This window comes from Nocardia sp. NPDC102475, assembly GCF_055584605.1.
The window spans coordinates 34,455-51,476 of sequence record NZ_JBVJLS010000029.1; the positions used below are offsets into that span (position 1 = coordinate 34,455).

General features: G+C 63.2%; 18 protein-coding genes and 1 pseudogene. 11 read left to right on the forward strand and 8 right to left on the reverse strand.

The window, feature by feature from the left end:
* The first annotated feature begins 12 nt into the window (after window positions 1-12).
* Complete coding sequence (locus ACZ60G_RS36900) at window positions 13-693, forward strand: GntR family transcriptional regulator (protein ID WP_465816277.1); 681 nt, start codon at window positions 13-15, stop codon at window positions 691-693.
* A 65-nt stretch (window positions 694-758) separates the two neighbouring features.
* Here ACZ60G_RS36900 and ACZ60G_RS36905 read toward each other — a convergent pair whose 3' ends face one another.
* The gene (locus tag ACZ60G_RS36905) at window positions 759-1,589 is read right to left on the reverse strand and encodes a hypothetical protein (RefSeq protein ID WP_465816279.1); all 831 of its coding nucleotides are present in this window, start codon (window positions 1,587-1,589) and stop codon (window positions 759-761) included.
* 482 nt (window positions 1,590-2,071) lie between these two features.
* Between ACZ60G_RS36905 and ACZ60G_RS36910 the strand changes: the two genes are divergently transcribed.
* Window positions 2,072-2,899: a DUF6082 family protein gene (locus ACZ60G_RS36910; protein ID WP_465816281.1), complete on the forward strand. Its 828-nt coding sequence runs from the start codon at window positions 2,072-2,074 to the stop codon at window positions 2,897-2,899.
* Window positions 2,900-3,398: 499 nt separating this feature from the next.
* Here the strand turns inward: ACZ60G_RS36910 and ACZ60G_RS36915 are convergent, their stop codons facing one another.
* The 3 genes from ACZ60G_RS36915 to ACZ60G_RS36925 form a co-directional block, all read right to left on the reverse strand.
* Window positions 3,399-4,664: a hypothetical protein gene (locus ACZ60G_RS36915; RefSeq protein WP_465816283.1), complete on the reverse strand. Its 1,266-nt coding sequence runs from the start codon at window positions 4,662-4,664 to the stop codon at window positions 3,399-3,401.
* A gap of 335 nt (window positions 4,665-4,999) precedes the next feature.
* Complete coding sequence (locus tag ACZ60G_RS36920) at window positions 5,000-5,185, reverse strand: helix-turn-helix domain-containing protein (RefSeq protein WP_465816285.1); 186 nt, start codon at window positions 5,183-5,185, stop codon at window positions 5,000-5,002.
* Between the two features lie 846 nt (window positions 5,186-6,031).
* The gene (locus ACZ60G_RS36925; protein WP_465816287.1) at window positions 6,032-6,514 is read right to left on the reverse strand and encodes a flavoprotein; all 483 of its coding nucleotides are present in this window, start codon (window positions 6,512-6,514) and stop codon (window positions 6,032-6,034) included.
* A gap of 239 nt (window positions 6,515-6,753) precedes the next feature.
* On the opposite strand from ACZ60G_RS36925, the gene ACZ60G_RS36930 reads away from it, so the two are divergent.
* Entirely contained in the window at window positions 6,754-6,960 is a 207-nt protein-coding gene (locus ACZ60G_RS36930) for a hypothetical protein (protein WP_465816289.1), read from the forward strand.
* Between the two features lie 194 nt (window positions 6,961-7,154).
* Here the strand turns inward: ACZ60G_RS36930 and ACZ60G_RS36935 are convergent, their stop codons facing one another.
* Together ACZ60G_RS36935 and ACZ60G_RS36940 are read right to left on the reverse strand one after the other, a co-directional pair.
* A complete protein-coding gene (locus ACZ60G_RS36935) occupies window positions 7,155-7,331 on the reverse strand; it encodes a hypothetical protein (protein ID WP_465816291.1) in 177 nt (58 codons plus the stop codon).
* Between the two features lie 128 nt (window positions 7,332-7,459).
* Window positions 7,460-7,837 (reverse strand): hypothetical protein, encoded by a 378-nt coding sequence (locus ACZ60G_RS36940; protein ID WP_465816292.1) that lies wholly within the window; start codon window positions 7,835-7,837, stop codon window positions 7,460-7,462.
* 153 nt (window positions 7,838-7,990) lie between these two features.
* Between ACZ60G_RS36940 and ACZ60G_RS36945 the strand changes: the two genes are divergently transcribed.
* The 3 genes from ACZ60G_RS36945 (at window position 7,991) to ACZ60G_RS36955 (ending at window position 9,670) form a co-directional block, all read left to right on the forward strand.
* Window positions 7,991-8,434, forward strand: a complete 444-nt coding sequence (locus ACZ60G_RS36945) for a hypothetical protein (protein ID WP_465816294.1) — start codon at window positions 7,991-7,993, stop codon at window positions 8,432-8,434.
* Window positions 8,435-8,765: 331 nt separating this feature from the next.
* A complete protein-coding gene (locus ACZ60G_RS36950; RefSeq protein WP_465816296.1) occupies window positions 8,766-9,116 on the forward strand; it encodes a hypothetical protein in 351 nt (116 codons plus the stop codon).
* Window positions 9,110-9,670, forward strand: coding sequence for a hypothetical protein (locus ACZ60G_RS36955; RefSeq protein WP_465816298.1), 561 nt, complete (start codon window positions 9,110-9,112; stop codon window positions 9,668-9,670). Before ACZ60G_RS36950 ends, ACZ60G_RS36955 begins: the two co-directional genes overlap by 7 nt.
* Window positions 9,671-9,954: 284 nt before the next feature.
* On the opposite strand, the gene ACZ60G_RS36960 is transcribed toward ACZ60G_RS36955, so the two are convergent.
* Both ACZ60G_RS36960 and ACZ60G_RS36965 read right to left on the reverse strand, forming a co-directional pair.
* Window positions 9,955-11,064 carry a hypothetical protein gene (locus ACZ60G_RS36960; RefSeq protein ID WP_465816299.1) on the reverse strand — a complete coding sequence of 370 codons (1,110 nt, stop codon included), beginning with the start codon at window positions 11,062-11,064 and terminating at the stop codon, window positions 9,955-9,957.
* A gap of 681 nt (window positions 11,065-11,745) precedes the next feature.
* Window positions 11,746-12,018, reverse strand: a complete 273-nt coding sequence (locus ACZ60G_RS36965; protein ID WP_465816301.1) for a hypothetical protein — start codon at window positions 12,016-12,018, stop codon at window positions 11,746-11,748.
* A gap of 233 nt (window positions 12,019-12,251) precedes the next feature.
* Here ACZ60G_RS36965 and ACZ60G_RS36970 point away from each other — a divergent pair, with 233 nt between their 5' ends.
* The 5 genes and pseudogenes from ACZ60G_RS36970 to ACZ60G_RS36990 all read left to right on the forward strand — a co-directional run.
* On the forward strand, window positions 12,252-13,352 hold the full coding sequence (locus ACZ60G_RS36970) for a zinc-dependent alcohol dehydrogenase (protein WP_465816302.1): 1,101 nt from the start codon (window positions 12,252-12,254) through the stop codon (window positions 13,350-13,352).
* A gap of 28 nt (window positions 13,353-13,380) precedes the next feature.
* Window positions 13,381-14,523 (forward strand): DUF3500 domain-containing protein, encoded by a 1,143-nt coding sequence (locus ACZ60G_RS36975; protein ID WP_465816304.1) that lies wholly within the window; start codon window positions 13,381-13,383, stop codon window positions 14,521-14,523.
* 9 nt (window positions 14,524-14,532) lie between these two features.
* Window positions 14,533-15,324 (forward strand): HpcH/HpaI aldolase family protein, encoded by a 792-nt coding sequence (locus ACZ60G_RS36980; protein ID WP_465816306.1) that lies wholly within the window; start codon window positions 14,533-14,535, stop codon window positions 15,322-15,324.
* A gap of 85 nt (window positions 15,325-15,409) precedes the next feature.
* Window positions 15,410-16,321 carry a LysR family transcriptional regulator gene (locus ACZ60G_RS36985; protein ID WP_465816307.1) on the forward strand — a complete coding sequence of 304 codons (912 nt, stop codon included), beginning with the start codon at window positions 15,410-15,412 and terminating at the stop codon, window positions 16,319-16,321.
* Between the two features lie 28 nt (window positions 16,322-16,349).
* Window positions 16,350-17,000: pseudogene (locus tag ACZ60G_RS36990) on the forward strand (transketolase-like TK C-terminal-containing protein); the annotation flags it as partial.
* Between the last annotated feature and the right edge of the window lie 22 nt (window positions 17,001-17,022).

Genomic DNA, 17,022 nt, shown 5'->3' on the forward strand with positions numbered 1-17,022 from the left:
AGGGATAGAGGCATGGCTGAGCATGCGTACGTCGCCATCGCGGGAAATATCGCGAGAGGCATCCGCAGCGGTGTCATGCCCGCCGGGACTCAGCTACCGAGCTATTCCATACTGGCGAAGCAGCACAACGTGTCCGAAATCGTCATCCGGAAGGCCATCGATCTGCTGTCGCGGCAAGGGCTGGTGTACACGGTCGAACGCCGCGGCACGTTCGTTGCCGAGCGCACCACGCTCGTACGCGTGTCGCCAGAACGGCAGCTCGAAGACCCAGAAGACACATTCGGTAGCGAGGCTGCCGGGGGAGACGATGACGTACGTATCGAGCGCGATTCCGCCTCGATTTCAGCAAGCGAAGACATCGCCGCGAAGCTTGGGATCAACCCAGGCGACACTGTCCAGCATGTGGTGACCAGGGCATCCGAAGGCGGACGGCCTATCTCTATCTCCGACAGCTACCAACCACCTGGCTCTGATGTCACCAAGGCAACGGTTCTCGAGGAGACGGTGTCGGACCGGGATCCTGAACCTATGCACGCTGAATGGTTGGGAGTGTCGCTCGGCGAACTTGTCAAGGCCGTTCACCAGCGGTTCCTACTGCCAGACGGCCAAGTGTTGATGGTCGCGGATGTGTCCTATCCGAAAGATCGGTACGACTCGTTCAAGTTTCGGATGGCGCTTGACGCTCAGCCCTGAGAAGCGAGTTCTTAGCGGGGCCCCGTCGGATTGTCCCGACTTGGGCCCCGTTTGGCTCTCTCGGCCTACTCCCGAACCCACCCTTGAGCCACGTCACCCAGGTTCCACCACGAGACATGTTGTTTATCAACAGATTTCAATGACCAACCCGAAGATAGGGTGTCGAAGAAGGCGTCATTGCCAGTCTTGCCGCCCTTCGGTTCGCCGATGTAGATCAGACGCCGACCGCCACGAGCGCGGAATAGCTCCAACGCTGTCGAAGCCATCGGGTCACCCCATCCCGGAGGCCAGCAGAGGAACAATACGCAGTCACCCGTCAGAGTCTGTTCGAACTCATCCAGTCCACCAACCGGATGCCACACATCGAGTTGTCCCGTCGCGCCTGGGAACGATGCATTTGTGCTCGAATCCGGAGGCTCGGAGTCGAACGCTGACACGTTGACGTCGAGTTGTGCCAACTGATTCGCCCAGTAACCTCGGCCTGCTCCCAACTCGATAACCCGCTTGCCATCACTGAACGTGCGTACCCAATCGAGCGTTTCCGGCGACGGAACTGCGTAGGCGTATGCCGCTTGCAAGATCGTCTGGACGAAACCGAGACGGACGCTTCCACGCTCACTGCCACCGTTGACGACGCGGCGGGACCCATCGAAGGAGACCGACGGACCGACGATGTCCCAATACGGATTGGGCGATTCCGCCAGCCCACCAGTCATGTAGTGCACGAACCGCAGATCGAAGGCAGCATCCGCCCCGTCGTCGCCTGTGCCCGCCAGCATCGGCGCTGTGCCCAAGTACTCGGCGACTCTCGGATACTCGGACTTCAACCGAGCGTCATCACCGAGCAACTCAGCCAGTTCCGTTCGACGCTCCGGCGTCAGCGCGATACCAGTCATGCCTCGATTCTCGCTGTGCGCGTTGCCCTTCGCGAGTTGTTGCCGAATTTCGCCGTATAGGAACAAGAGCGCCCCGGCGGCGCTGCGCGCCGCCGCCGCGCTGCGACGCGCAGCGCGGTTCCCTGAACGGCGGTCACCGCGGCGCGTCGGCGCGTCGGCGGCACACCGGCCGCCAGGGCGCATTCTGGTCCTGTTCGCATGTTCTGGCATCCGCTTTGGCGACGTGGTAGCACGCGGACTGTTCGACTCTCGCCGCTTTTTCGTTCACCGGGCAGTGCTGGGCACGACGTCAGCCGTCCCCGACTTGCTCTCCCGCAACCCGCTCACGAATCGGCCGGCATCGTTCGTGGGGCCTGGCTGTGGTCACGTCGAGATCACTCCCAACAGCACGGAACATTCATCGGCGCACGCCAAACCCCTGCGATAGCCTGAAGATTCGAAATGCGATCAAATGCGCGCCGGTGTTGGAGGGGGACATACAGATGAGCACCAATTCGCGCCGTCAAGTCTGGATCGACCGGGCCATCGGTTGGTTCGGTCAAGGTGCCACTGGACGTGTCGCCCTGGGAATGGCCATCATCATCGGCGGGGTGACTGCCGTCCTCATGTCGCCGTTTTTGCTTCTACTGCTGCCAACACAGAACGGCATGGACTGGGGACGACTACGCGAGGTCAGCCAAACCTACGGCGCGACGTCTGCAATCCTGTCTGCACTCGCGCTATGTGGGGTCTCGGCTTCCCTGTTCATACAGGCCCAACAGTTCAAGGCTGGGCGATTCGAGACGGTTCGCCGCTATCACCTGGACTTGACCCGCACCGCGATGGACGACCCGACGATCTTCGCTCCCTGCATCGGCAGACGCTTCGATCCACCTGGAGTTGAGGGCCGTCAGTTCTACTACACCGCTTCATGGATGCGGTATGGCCTGATGGGCTATGAATCTGGCGTAATCGACGAGCAGACTCTCCGGGACGATGTGCTCGGTTCGGTATTCAGTAGTGAGATCGGACGAGACTACTGGGCCCAAACGTCAGTGTTTTGGCGGCAAAATAAGGATTACAACCGGCGCACACGCGAATTCAAACGTATCACTGAGGAGGAGTACCAAAGGGCCCTCGCGACCGGTCCAGCACCGATCACCTGGGCCGACCTGCGCGCTTCACAGCAGGCAATTCTTGCCCCTCAGCAGACCGATTCCCGCCCACGGAAAGGGTGGCTCGCCGCCGGTCGTGTCGCACTCGCTGTCGGCTCTGCCGTCGCACTCGGTGTCGCAATCTCAAAGGTGAACTTCGACCGTTTCGACCGATGACACGTTCAGAACCTCCTCGATTACGTACATCACGCGGGCTGCCGGATCAGCCGACCGATTCGTGGTTGCGTAACCCTGCCTCCTCATGGCCCGATTGTCTGACCTCACTCGGCCGAGTCAAGGGAAAGAGCGCCCTTGACACGACCTCCCTCAGCTCAGGATGGCCAGTATGAGGAAGCAGGGGGGAGGGAAGTCGCCCGGACATCTGAAAGTGGCGGATAGCCAATGACTCTGGCGCGTTGTTCGAGGTAGGGAGCGGGACCAGAACGGGACCACACGTTGTGAACGTTCTCCGCCGACCAGCACCTTTGAAACGTAGGAAAACGGCGAAAGTTGTGCCCTGACCTGCACTTTCGTCCCTCGGTCCGACCTGGGGGTCAGGTGGTCGCAGGTTCAAATCCTGTCAGCCCGACACATGCGAAACCCCTTCCGACCAGCATCGGAAGGGGTTTTCTCGTTTCTGGAGAAGCTCCGAGATTTGAACGATCTCACAAAAATCTCACGTTTTCGACCCCGATCCCCGCGCCCAGGCCTCGAGCACGGCTCGGTTGTCGGGCACGGTCTCGGGCATGTCGATGTAGTGGGTCTTGGCGACCTCGCGGGTGTTGCCGAGTTGGCGGGCGGCGCGTTCGGGGTCGCCGGAGGCGTTGTCGACTGCGGTGGCCACGCCTTTGCGGAAGGTGCGTGGGGTGACCCAGGCGAAGTCGTCGCCGCGGGCGGCACGCCAGGTGCGCCCGAAGTTGTTGGGGTTGCGTACCGAGCCGTTGCGGGCGGGGAACAGCAACCGGTCCGGGTTGGGGCGCGCGGTGACCTCGAGGTCCTTGACGGCTTCGCGGACCGCCTCGACGGTGTGTTCGGGCAATAGGATTCGCCGCCAGCCGTTGTCGGATTTCGGTGCGGGTTTGCGCACCCAGCCGCCGGCACCGGCGCCCTTGATCTCCACCAGGGTGCCGGTGACATCGAGGTAGGGGTCGCTGGCATCGAGATCGATATCGTCCAGGAGCAGTGCGAACACCTCGTGCGGGCGCATCCCGGTCCCGGTGATCACGTCCACCACCCATACCACCGTCCAATCGCGTGCAGGCCCGTTGGTGTAGGCAGGTGTGCCGGGGATGGCTTCCCCGCGCGCCCAGGCCCGCACCTGGGCACGGAATGCTGGCAGCGCACTGTGGTCACCGACTTTGCCCCGCGCGGGAACGCGGCGTCGGGTGAAGGCGGCGACGCCGTCGACGGGGTTGGTGTCGATCACGCCGTGGCGGACCGCGATCTGCATCATCGCTCGCAGGATGATCTTGTGCTGCTTGGCTTTCCGTCGCATTCCGAGGGAGACCAGGTGTTTGATGTGGCGGTCGAGTTCGCCGGAGGTGGCTTGCCAGATCTGTAGATTCCCGATGGAGTTCTCGATCTTGATCGTGGCCTTGTTGGCGCGCCGGTCGGTGGAGACGTAGATTTCGCGCCGATAGTCCTCGATGTTGCTCGCGGTGTAGGCGTCATCGCCAGCCAGCTCGTCCAGCAGTTCCTTGGCCAGCGTAATCAGCTTGGTGTTGCGTGTGATCCGATCACGCCCGAGCTGCTCGCGGTAATCGCGCATGGCCTCCGCCAGCCGGTTACGGGCGTCGTCGGCACTGACACCCATCCGCTCGAGCTGCTGCGCACCGCCCGCACCGTAGTAGCGGACAGTGGTCCGCCAGCGTCCGTTGCGCTGCTTCTTCGGCTTGGTCGGTGTGCCGAAGGTTCCTACGGGCTTGGGGAGTCTGCCGCCCAATTGTGTTTTCTCCCTTCTCTATTCGGTGTGGGGGATTGCTGGGGTACTGCACTTTGTCGAGTCGCGGACCTCGGTGGCCCTGACTGGTGCTCGGTGGGGTGGGTGAGATGGGTTCGCCGGACTGACCGATCGGCCGAGGTGGGGAGCGATGCCCAGCGACGACGAGTCTCGAAGATCGGAAACGCGGCTTCAAGACCAGAAAGTTTGCCTACAGTTAGCTATGAAGCGGAAAGGCCCTGTTGGGTTTTTCGGATTCGGTGACGACGTCATCAGTCACGACGGACATTCAGGTGAGGACTGCCTTGTGCCGGGGGGCGCAGCGACATGGGAGCCGGTCACGTCTTGTCCAGTTGTTCCTGCTCCCAGGCGAGCAGATCGCTCAGTCGATAGCGCCGGTACCGTCCCATTCGTGCGAATCGAGGACCGCGTCCGGAGCTCGCCCAGGCGGCGAGGGTCTTCTTCGGAATCTTCAGCCGTTCGGCGACATCGTCGGTACTGAGCCAGACCACCTCACCGCTCATAGGAGTCTCCACGCGAAACAGGTGCGCTGGCAGTCGATGTGTTCGTCGCCGGGGACGCGGTGGGCTGAACAGTGGTGTGGGTCGCACCGATTCGCTTTTCGTCGGCGTAAGAGGGCGGAGATTTCACCTGGAGTCGGCGGGCACCTGTGTGCGCAACGACGAAACCGGCTGGCAGTCCATGGCAAGTGACCGAAGTGATGCCGAGCGGTCGACAGGGCCAACTGACAGCGCTATGCACCCGCTTGGAATCCCGTGCCCCGAACACAGACAGTGCTGTGGTGCTTGGCGGCATAGCCGCGCTGGAAGAATCAAGGGGGAGTGAATACATGGGTTACTCATTCCTAACCCGATCCGCGATTCATCCCCAACCTCCATGAAACCCCAAATCCCGTATTTTCGCCACCGATCTTGCATCGGCGGACGGCTTTCATATGGGCGCCAGCCTCCACGCTCGGTCGATAACTCGGGGAGCATGAGTTGTCCGTCGACCGGAGCTGCCGCTCAATGTGACCAAAGACGATCGCCGAACGAAGCTATCGGTTACCGGGGCCGAGATCGTCACGGTGAACTCGAAGACGCTGTCGCATCCGATCGGTGGAGATTTGCAGTGCGCTGAAAGTTCGAGTGCCACAGTCACATCGAGGTGAAGGCACCTGTCTATGTCCAGGATCTGTTGAGGGGCAAGGGAAGTGCGCCAAACTGGAGCGAATTGGCACGCTGGCGCTGGAACTCGCTCTGTATCCGTTCGGGTGCCCGTGTGGATGGTGGCGACCAATCCGCTTCTGCCTCATCGTCGCGGCGATTAGCCGCTCGAGGCCCTGTGTCGAGGGATCGGAGGCCTACCGGCTAGCTCAGAACGAGAGTATCGGAGATTCCAGCTGCCCATTTGGCCAACGAATTGGCGGTGATCGGTGCTGCGACCATGGCATCAGCGGGTGGGAGGACGTCAGGCGTGCCGGGGTCTTTGTATTGGCTGCGCACGGTGTGTCCCGGTCTTCGTGGCCAGGACGTCGGCGTCGGCAGTGCGTGCGCCCGTCCGACTTCGACAAAGTACTGCGCCTTGCGGCCACCCGCCGGAAGCTTCTCCGGCTCGAGGGACGACGCCACTTCGAGAACCTGGCCAGGTTCTCGCTGTTCCATCGCCGCGGACATGCGCCACGGCTGGACGTTCGCGGGTCCGAATGTGGGATTGCGCAGGATTGATGTCCGTGGGTCGGCATCGGCGAGTCGGTCCGCTTGCTCGCCCGCCTCATCCAAAGTGTGCCCGAGGGGCACCGCCAAATGCCGCGGGACGAGCGAGACCTGCCTGCGTGACGACGAGTCCGACACAGGCGAACAGCCCAGGACTCCCAACAGCACCCCCGTTGGGCTCGCCCACCGATTCCTGTCCGCGATGATGATCGCGCGCTTCCAATCGACACTCGAGCTCGCCGATCCGCCTGGTGTCAGCGGCACACGAGTGCGTTGGGTGTGGGCTGCGTCTTCGCGACATGATGAGCGGGACATGGTACGTGTAGGTCTGGCTCAAGTTGCGTGCCGCCACACGCCTGAGATAGGACGGGCCCGCCATGACCAAATCCACGCCTCTTTGGGGGTTCATGTCGGGAGAGGGTATCGACCAGTACGCCAACCTTCTGCAACACCGAAAACTGCTGGTCATCGGCAAATACCGGTGGCGTGACGGTTCTGGTCCGGTTGCTGCAGGTTCGTGTCCCTGGCGGGAATGCCGACAGATTGGAATTGTGACGACCTGCGGTTTCTTCGTGGTCAGCTGACGATAGAAGCTGCCTTCACGTTGTGATCGCCCATGGGAGGATCCACGGCGAAGCGATCGCAGTCGTCGGTCTATTCCCCTGGGATGGCTCCAGGCGGCAGCATGCCCAATCCGTCAGGCGGGCAGCCTCTTCCTTCTTCTAGGGACACGAATTTCGCTGTTAGACGTGGGGCCGGGCAGTCCTGAAGTGGATCGCTATAGGGCAGGGAGAGTGTGGGTGAGGTCGTGGGCGAGGGGGATGAAGGCGCGACAGGCGGCGCTGTGATAGCCGCCGTCGCGGGTGAGCAGCACGGCAGTGCGAGTGGGTATGCGCGGGTCGAGGTCGATCGGGATCAGTTCGGGGTGGTCGTGAGTGATCGCATCGGGTAGCACGGTGGCCAGGGGAGCCTGCCGGACGATTTCGGGTGAGCGCCTGGACCGAGTTGGCTTCCACAGCGATTCGCGGATTGATGCGGTGGGCGGAGCGGTAGTTGTCGATGTGGCGGGTGGGAAGTCGCGAGTCAGCAGCGCCAGTGGATGATTTTCCAGGGCGTGGGCCGAAATCGTTTGATTGGACCTACAAAAGTCCGGTTGCCTTGGCGAAGGCAACTATCTGGTCCGCAGTCAGCCTTCTCTCGAAGCCGAAGTGGATCACCAGCATTCGCGGAGAGTTGATATAGCTTGCCTAAGTATCGTTGTTCACGCCCCAACTCCGCCGACTTGTCAGAATTCCAGATCGTATGATCGTCACTCGGAAGAAAATCTTTGTCGCTGTTGATAACGTCCCTTGATTCTTTGCTGTCGATGAACGCGTCGAAGATGCCGGAGTACAGGCCCGCTGGGGACGAAGCGAGGCTGGCGGGCTGGACGATTCGGCAGGTCACCTCCACGGCATTCATGCGCCCGTCGTGACCGGATCAATCCGAACTCCGTCTCATCCACACACGCTGCCCTCACCGGCAGCCCGACACAACATCAGCCCGCCACGGGCTTGCTTGAGCCGGACGCATGGAAATCGTGCACGTCCGGTTCTGAGGGGGCCGGGCTCAGCAATGCGCCCGGCCTACCCGGCCAAACTGCTCATTGGTCAGTTGTGGCTTGGATATGGGGAGTTCGACCAGGCTGAAGACCGGTCGGCGTGCAGTGGTCATGGCATTCGGTTGATGCTGGCACGCCAGCACTTCGGGATTGTCGCGGTCGTCGTCGATCGTGTATCGATGACCCGCACGGTCAACGGCGCCGCTGTGCGCTATCCGGGCCCGGAGCTCGGGCAGATCCGGGCCAGCACGAACCCTCGGGCAGCGTGTCCAGGTGTCGTGGTTTCACGGTGGATTTCACCAGCACAGCAACTCCGCACCGATATCGGGCCTGTTTCCGATCTCCGAGGTCGTGCGGGACGCACGCGTTGTTCGCCGCGGCGATCGGGGCGTGAGCATTATCCGATCGAGCAGCGTGAGCGTGCGGTGAAGATGGTGCTGGACCGAATCGACGGGTAACGGTCCTCGGACTTTGGCCACCAGTTTCGGTGAATGCGGCGGGCTAGTATGTGGTCGATTATGCGGGGGACCGTTGGCGGGTGCCTTGGCGAGTTCGGCACCGGGACGGGAGAGGCATGCGTCGGAAGTCGTTGCGGCGCACCAGGATACGGCGGACGGTACGTGTCGTCGGCGTTCTGCTCGCTGTCGGCGCATTGACCGGCATGGCTGGTTGCTCACACACCGTCACCGGCAGTGCCGCACCGGATCCGTCTCCTCGGCAATGGGGCCCAGCACACCAGCCCCTTCTTCCGAGCTGATGGCCAAGGTCCGAGCGGTTGATCCCTGCTCGGTGTTCGACGTCACCGCGGCAAAGCAGTACGGACCGGAGGTTCGGACCGGGCGGACATCGCTGGACCATCTGAATTCGTGCAGCCTGCAAGCCGGCGCTGGTACCACGGTCGACGCTCGTTTCCGTCTCACCCTGGGCACCATCTTGGACCACAGCCACACCACTCGCGTCGGCGGCAGCACCATCGAAGTCGGCCAGCCCCAACGTGATGCCAACAAAACGGGTGACACGGTGGATACCTGCGATGCTCTGGTCCCCTCCGCGATCGATAGATTCGGCTACGCCCTGCACGCCCTGCTGTTCCCGCTTCAGGCCCGCAGCAGGCGTGCGACGCCGCGAAAGCCATGCTGACGGCCGCGGCACCCAAACTCGACCGGCTCGACCCGGTCGCACCGAAAACCAGCCGACCAACCCTGTACGGCAAGGATCCCTGCGGCCCACTCGACCAGATCCTGCACGCCCTACCCGGGAACTGGCACAGCGGCCCGATCACCTGGGTCGGCCCCTACCACTGCCTCAGCGTGCTCGATGATCCCTCATCCAGCACCGATGTGCAGGTGCAGTTGACCTACGACCGCGACGCCGAGCAGGACCCCGGATTTCGTGGGCGGCGCCTGAGCGTGGCAGGGCTGTCCGGGATAGAGATACACAGCTCGGTCGAGCTGATGTTGGGAATGCTAGGCATTCCCGATGCCGGATGCATGCTCAATCTCACCTACCAGCCACAGTCGGCGCCGAAGGCCAACGACGCCCAGCTCATCGGCGTCGACCTCCATTTCGTCCAGAAAGGCGCCGCACCCAGCGCGATTCCGCAGAGCCCAGCTGGTGGGACCCCTGTCCCGTTCAATTCATGTGACGAAGTCGAGCGCCTCGCACCGACACTCGTGGCCGCTGCAGGACAATAGATGTCGAGTCCGTTCGAGTCTCACCGGAATCGATAGTTCCTCACCTCAACGGCACACTGATGCGGGATCTGGCACGGTTCGGGTGATTGATTCGACCTGAATTGCCCACGGGCGCTTGATGATCGATCACGTCGCCGGTGTTGTGATCTTGGACCGTTCGCGGTCCTGTTTCCGCATCTGGATGGGCTGCAGACCTTAGCCGAGGTTGCCGGTCGGGGCACGGGCCGTATGACCAGACTGCACGGGAAATCGACCGTATGGAATCGGCCAGGTCGTCCTGGTGGTCAGCCGGCGTTCTGAACGACGGTCGGCACGATCAGGTCCAGCTGCTGGCATGCGTCGAACGGCAAGGGCGGAGCGGTCGGGTTGATGTCGACGCGAACATCGATCAGGTGGGCCGAGGCCGAGCCCGCCGGATCGGCATGCCGATAGACCAGGCTGGCACTGCAGCGAACCGCCTGTGTCGGATTGGTGGATTGCACGGTCGTGATCTGAGTGCCGTCCAAGCCCGCCCTGCTGGCGTAGCTGCCGGTTTGAACCGTCTGCCCGCCGTCGAGCCCCCCGCCGGGGAGCCTGATCTCACCAGGCCGAGGCTGCTGCTCGTTGTTGCGTTCGAACTGCATCTCGATCTGCACCCGGCGCTGATCCGAGTCGTGGCCGAGCGTGTAGGTGCACATGTACGCGTTAGCCCAGCTGACCGATGTCACCTTCCACCCCTGGAATGCTGCCAGCACCTGCTGTTCGTTCAAGCACGGGTTCTTCTGGATGAGACTGTTCTCGCCGGCGCCATCGATGGGATGCGGCGGAAGCGTTTTCAGGTTGTCCATGATCGCCGCCAGGTATCCGCGGGTGTACTCGCACGGCCTTGACCACGGGACGGGCTTGTTCTTCGGCGGGGCGAGATGCGACGTGCCCAGGGTGTAGGTGCGGCCGGACTGACCTGACGGAACGAAGAACAAGCAGCCGTATGCATCGGGTTTATCGTCGTTGCTGAGGAAGTCGCGGTATACCGTCTGGCCGGCAACCTGTTCGGGCAATCTGGTGCGCGGATCGGTGGCCGAAGCCTCGTCCAAAGACAGGGTGAATCGGTAGAAGCTGCTGGGGTCCGCGTCGTCGGCGATGAACATGCTGCACCCGGTCCGGCTCCCCTTACGGTCGAAACTTTGGAAGGTACCGAGTTGTTCTGCGAGACCGCGATCGAACAAGCTGCAGGCATCGGCTGAGCGGACCTTCGCCATCTGATCACCGACGGCCGAAGTGATGTTCGTCGGTGGAGACGACGGTGTGGGGAGCGCGGCCGTAGCGGTGGCTGAATCTTGCCGCGGTGCAATGGGATTGCCGGAGACCGTCTCTGAACACCCGGCGAGCGCACCCGCCGCCAGCAGCGTCGCCACAGCCAGAATTATCCCTCGGAACACGCCCCCCACCAGAACCCTTCACACCACTCGAACGCCCAGAATTCGGCCAGGCTAGCAGACTGCAGAGGCGGCACTCACGGCCCGCGCTGAACCGAATGAGGTGAGGCTCCGGCGCATGCTGACCGAGCAGGACAAGCCCTTGCGAGCGCGCACCGCGATGATCGTGCTGCTTTACGCCCAACGGTTCACCCGCATCGTCCGGGTCACGATCGACAACGTGATCACCGATGACGACCAGGTCTTACTCCGGCTGGGAGAGCCGCCATCCCGGTCCCTGAGCCGGTCGCGGAGCTGCCATTGGAATAGGTCGCCTGCCGGGCGAACTCGAATACCGCGAATCACGCTGGCTGTTCCCCGGCCTCAGGGCCAGCTAAGGGTGTCGTCCATCGTGAGGACGATTCCGCCGTGCAGCAGCAAGCGACCGTCGGAATTCATGACCGCCTCCAATTGGACACACAAGGTGGGTTGCAAAGCGCCTTTGTCATAATGGACACAGTGTTGCCGTTATTGTGCTCGGTGTCAATGGATATCGACGGCACCTCGGCAACGGGGACGGCGGCAATCGCGTAGGCCCGCGCGCGTCGAAGTCGGCGGGACGCTGTGCACCCTCGGTACCGGACGCGATGACGAGCGAAAGGTCTTGGCCTGATGTCTGTTTCACTGCTGCTCGCTACTGGGCTGCGGCACCACGGCAGGTGAGGTCGGGGCCGAAGCCGGTGCGGGATCCGACGTTGCGGCGCGAACGGTGCCGAGCAATGACACCGTGGCCACGGCGCCGAGGATTGCTCCGAAGACGATGCCGATGTGGGAAAGGTTCCAGTGCTGGGCGGCCAACCCCACGCCCAAGACGGGAACGGAGATCGCGAAATAGATCACGACGAAATAACTGGAGGCGATCTCGCCGCGCTGCGATGGCGGAGCCGCTTCCATACCTGAGCTCTAGCCGGACTTGACAGCCAAGATCTCCCCTCCGCCAGGCTGAGGGCAACGTGAGCCGCGCGCCGAGGCTTCGTAAGCGGTCGCCCACGCGACGGACGTCACGAGCATCTATAGGTGTTGCCTATGCGTGTCTCGCGCTTCTGGTCTTGGACTTGCCGGCTACGGGGCCAACACAATCGAGGACCAACCGGTTTTCTGCTCGAATTTCAACTGAAAGGTTGCAGATGCCCTCCGAGACAATGTTGGCTGCCGTGCTCGGCGAGCCGGGGAAGATCGCAACCACGCGGTTGCCTGTGCCCGAGGTGGGACCGGACGACGTCCTGGTCCAGGTCCGCCGGGCATCGCTGTGCGGTTCGGACCTCAAGATTCGAAGTCGGAAGTTCTTCGCCGGTGACGGCCCGCCTCCGGGAACCTTTGTCCCCGGGCACGAGTACGCGGGTGTGGTGGCTGCGGTGGGGCGCAGCGTCGACGAGTTTTCGGTTGGTGACCGGGTCGTGACCGAGGCGCATCGCGGCTGTATGCGATGCGTCAACTGCCTCTCGGGTTCCTATACCGATTGCCTGAACTCCGGCAAGCGGGAGAAAGGGCATCGGTCACAGGGGATGACGGTCAACGGCGGGTTCGCCGAATATGTGATCAATCATGTGTCCACCCTGCATCGGCTGCCGGATTCCGTTGATTTCGACGCGGCGGTAGTTCTCACCACTGTCGGCTCGGTTATGCACGCCTTCGATGTCCTCGGCTCCCTGGTTGTCGGCGCGAGTGTCGCCGTGATCGGCCCCGGGCCCATCGGGCTGCTGGCCGTTCAGGTCGCCCGCCAACTCGGAGCCGACCCGGTGGCTCTGGTGGGTACCAGGTCGAGCCGGTTGGAGCTCGGCAAGCAGTTCGGCGCCGACGTGGTGCTCAACTCGCGCGCGGTGGACGCCGTCGCCGCGGTACGCGATCTCACCGGTGGGCGCGGCGCCGATATCGTCCTCGAGTGCTCGGGCGCCGCGCCCGCTGTCGATCAGGCGATCCATATGGCCAAGCGGTCCGGCAAAGTCGTGCTCGTGGGCTTTTTCGAGCAGCCGGTGCTGGCCGACCTCAACCATGCCGTCATGAACGGAATCTCATTGCAGACCGTTCGTGGCGAAGGAACGGGCTCTGTTGCACGAGCCGTTTCCCTGGCAAGCCAGGCAAGACTGAACACCGACGCACTCGTGACACACCATTTCGCACTCGGCGACATCGGTGAAGCGTTCGACACCTATGCCGAACGCAGAGGCGATGCCATCAAGGTGATGCTCGATGTGTCCAACGACGTGGAAGCGATCCGTGGTCGGTAGCGTCCCGGATTCGATGATGTCGGCTGCGATGACCGAACCGCGGCAGGCAGTGGCCGCCGCGATGGCGAGCGCCGCCACGGCATGGCTGGACGCACTGACCTCCGGTCAGCGTGCCGCCGCGCTGTTCGATTCCCCGTTGGCGCCCGATGCCGAAGCGGAGCGAGTGCGGTGGTACTACACGCCGACCGACCATGGCGGGCTCGCGCTGCGTCACCAGCTGGCGCATCAGCAGAGCCTGGCGATGCAGTTGGTGGCGTCGGGGCTGTCCGAGGCCGGGTACGCCACTGTCGCGACCGTGGTGGGTCTGGAGAACATTTTGGACCAGGTCGAAGGTTGGAAGGCACGCTGGGCCCGGCAACGAGGTCGCGATCCCGGACTGTTCTGGCTCAGGGTGTTCGGCGTGCCGGGCGACCCGGTTTGGGGTTGGCGTTTCGGCGGTCATCACATCTCGCTCAACAACCTCATCGTCGGCGGCCGTCTCGTATCGACGACACCCTGTTTCATCGGCGCCGACCCAGCGAGCACAGTATTACTGGGCGGATCGCCGCTACGGCCGCTGGGCGGGATCGAGGATGTCGCACGGAACCTGGTCAGGTCCTTCAACGCGGAACAGCGCAAACACGCATTGTTGCACGAGTCCGCGATATCGGACATCGTGTCCGGCAACCGAGCCCGTGTGACACATGGCGACACCATGATGCATATGCAGGATCTATGGCGCGGCCAGTTCGCGGACCCCGCGCTGAACAAGCTTGTCGATGACGTCGACCGGAACGCGGAAGAGGCCAGCGGGTACACCGAAGCCGATCACGCTGCCCTGGCGATTTCCGTTCCGCCCAAGGGAATCAGTGCGCGCAACCTCGATTCCACCCAGCGCGACGAACTCCGACGACTGATCGCGCTGTACACCGGCCGTGTATCGGCCGCGATGGCTGACGTACACGCCGCGCGTTACGCGACCGATGCGGTGCTCGACGTCACCTGGTTCGGGTGGGCGGGTGGCATGGCACCCGATGATCCCCACTACTACAGGATACAAGGCCCGGACCTGCTCATCGAGTACGACAACACGCAGCGTCAGGCGAATCACGCGCACGCCGTATGGCGGGATCTGTCCGCGGACTTCGGCTTCGACACCCTTGCCGAACATCGAAAGAATCACTCCCATTGAAGAGGCACTATGACGAGCAATTCGACAACAAGCGCGACCGGATTCGCCGAGCGGTTGCGGTCCGGGCGACAGACCGTCGGCTACTGGGTGGTGTGCGACAACCCGGTGGCCACCGAACGGATCGCCATGTCCGGCTACGACTATGTCTGCCTCGACGCCCAGCACGGCCTGATCGAATATCGGGGCCTGCTGGCCGGAATCACCGCGATCGACGCCGCAGGCACCGGCACGGCCGCGCTTGTCCGGGTGCAGGCCAACGATCCGTTCTGGATTGCTCAGGCACTCGACGCGGGTGCCCGTGGCGTTATCGTGCCGATGGTCGATACAGCGGCTGAGGCCGAAGCCGCGGTGGCGGCCTGTCGTTTCCCGCCGGTGGGGCACCGTAGTAACGGGGCCCTGCGCGCGGGGCTGCGAATCGGGCCGTCGCCGGCTCGAGCCAACGCCGAGATCGCCTGCGTGGTGATGATCGAGACCGCATCTGGACTGCGTAATGCTGCCGAGATCGCGTCGGTTCCCGGCGTCGACGCGATCTACATCGGACCATCGGATCTGCGCCTCGCACTCGGCGGCGCCACCCCCACCGACCCCGCGGTCGACGCCGAGTTCGACGACGCCGTTCTCACTGTGCTGAAGGCGGCCCAAGCGGCGGGAAAACCCGTTGGCATCCATTGCCCGGACGGCGTCACTGCCGCTCGGCGTCTGGCCGAGGGCTTCAACTGCGTCAGCATCGCCAACGACCTGGCGCACCTGGAACAGGCTGTCAAAAGCCACCTCGCGCAGGTGCCTGACGGATCCGACTAGCCAATGTGCCGAATCACTCCAACCCTGAGACTGAGACCCAGGCCCATATAGACAAAGCCGATGGGGGCTCGTAGCGTGCGGACTCGTGAATCTACGACGGCTTCAATACTTTGTGGCGGTCTGTGAGCTGAAGTCGTTCACCATGGCGGCCGAGCGGCTGTTCATCGCTCAACCTTCACTTTCCCAGCAGATAAAGCGTCTGGAAACAGATCTGAAGGTCACGCTGCTCGATCGCACGGCGCAGGGTATCCGGCCCACTCCCGCGGGCCGGGCACTGCTGCCCGTGGCGCGAGATATTCTCGCCGTCGTCGAGAGAGCCGAACAAGCAGTCGATGATGCGCGGACCGGTCGACGAGGCGATCTCGAGGTGCTCACCGTCCGATCGGTGGCCAACGCCATCCTTCCCTCGGGCATCGCCGTCTGGCACGAAAGGTTTCCCGAGGTCGTGCTCGAGATCAAGGATTACCCGCATGCCACAGCGATGGAGGCCGCCTTCCGTGACGGTGAAGGCGATCTGGCGATCGGTCCTCGAACGGGGTTACCCGGCGCCGATGTGGCCTCCATCGGATTCGAAGAACTGGTCCTTGTCGCCGGGCCCGACAGCGGTGTATTGACCGACGCGCCGCTGTCACTGGCGGATCTGAAGGGCCACCAGTGGGTGCTGTTCGACAAGGAGAACGGGCTGACGCGGGTGATCAGAATGCTTTGCGCCGCAGCCGGATTCGAACCGCTCGCCGCCGTCTGGACCATGCAGGTCCAGGCCGCATTGGAGCTGGCATCCAGCGGTGTGGCGGTTACGCTGGTCCCCGACAATGCGGTACACGGGGAATATCGTCGCTTCGCCCGGTCGTTGACACCGCCGATTTACCGCGAAATCTGCGCGTATTCCCGACCCGGTTCTCGGTATGTGTCTGATGCCTACGTCGACATCCTCTGCCGAGCCCAGTCGCAACTGTTGGTGCAAGCTGATCTCCCGCAGTCCTGTTCCCTCACCTGAGTCGACCGCTCGCGGGCGTGCGAGGCCCGGACGCGTCTGCACTATCGTCGCGGAACGGCTGCGCCGCGACCCGATCATCACCGCCCGACCCGCAGCGATTCCGTCCGATTTCGGCCGCACTCCCAAGAGCACCACGACCACGCAATCAGCGCTCGGGCGGGTGTTGCTCGACCTGACCCGCGCGGCGCCCGACGCGGCCAAACGTGTTGTCACAGTGAGTCCACGTCAGTTCGACGACCAACCTCGCCGGGTGGGTGAACAAGGTGGCTACCCACTGGTCCGTCACGACGACGCCACGGTGACCATCGCGGCAATGGGCGCGATGATGACCGAGGCCCTCGCCGCCGCAGCACGTCTCACGCACACAGGCGTCCCCGCCGACGTCCTCTGCATTACCAGCCCCGGTCTGTTGTTCCGGGCACTACAAGCGCGCCGAGCCCTCGACTCCGGCGAAACATGGATCCTCGATCAGCTCTTCCCTACCGATCGCGCCACCCCGCTGCTCACGGTCCCCGACGGCCACCCACACACGCTGGCATTCCTTGCCGGAATCAATCGGGTGCGCCACACCGCATTGGGTGTCTCACGGTTCGGGCATGTCGGCTCCCTCGACGATGTCTACCGCTATCACGGCATCGACTCCGACAGCATTGTGCGCGCCGCTCTCGATCTACTTTGATAGGTGTCGCAAGGGTGCGCCG

Excerpts from the sequence above, each read along its gene's own strand:
- ACZ60G_RS36940 (WP_465816292.1), bottom strand. The coding sequence starts at position 7,837 with ATGAATGCCGTGGAGGTGACCTGCCGAATCGTCCAGCCCGCCAGCCTC.
- ACZ60G_RS36945 (WP_465816294.1), top strand. The coding sequence starts at position 7,991 with ATGCGCCCGGCCTACCCGGCCAAACTGCTCATTGGTCAGTTGTGGCTT.
- ACZ60G_RS36920 (WP_465816285.1), bottom strand. The coding sequence starts at position 5,185 with ATGAGCGGTGAGGTGGTCTGGCTCAGTACCGACGATGTCGCCGAACGG.
- ACZ60G_RS36910 (WP_465816281.1), top strand. The coding sequence starts at position 2,072 with ATGAGCACCAATTCGCGCCGTCAAGTCTGGATCGACCGGGCCATCGGT.
- ACZ60G_RS36965 (WP_465816301.1), bottom strand. The coding sequence starts at position 12,018 with ATGGAAGCGGCTCCGCCATCGCAGCGCGGCGAGATCGCCTCCAGTTAT.
- ACZ60G_RS36970 (WP_465816302.1), top strand. The coding sequence starts at position 12,252 with ATGCCCTCCGAGACAATGTTGGCTGCCGTGCTCGGCGAGCCGGGGAAG.
- ACZ60G_RS36905 (WP_465816279.1), bottom strand. The coding sequence starts at position 1,589 with ATGACTGGTATCGCGCTGACGCCGGAGCGTCGAACGGAACTGGCTGAG.
- ACZ60G_RS36930 (WP_465816289.1), top strand. The coding sequence starts at position 6,754 with ATGACCAAATCCACGCCTCTTTGGGGGTTCATGTCGGGAGAGGGTATC.
- ACZ60G_RS36975 (WP_465816304.1), top strand. The coding sequence starts at position 13,381 with ATGACCGAACCGCGGCAGGCAGTGGCCGCCGCGATGGCGAGCGCCGCC.
- ACZ60G_RS36980 (WP_465816306.1), top strand. The coding sequence starts at position 14,533 with ATGACGAGCAATTCGACAACAAGCGCGACCGGATTCGCCGAGCGGTTG.
- ACZ60G_RS36900 (WP_465816277.1), top strand. The coding sequence starts at position 13 with ATGGCTGAGCATGCGTACGTCGCCATCGCGGGAAATATCGCGAGAGGC.
- ACZ60G_RS36955 (WP_465816298.1), top strand. The coding sequence starts at position 9,110 with ATGCTGACGGCCGCGGCACCCAAACTCGACCGGCTCGACCCGGTCGCA.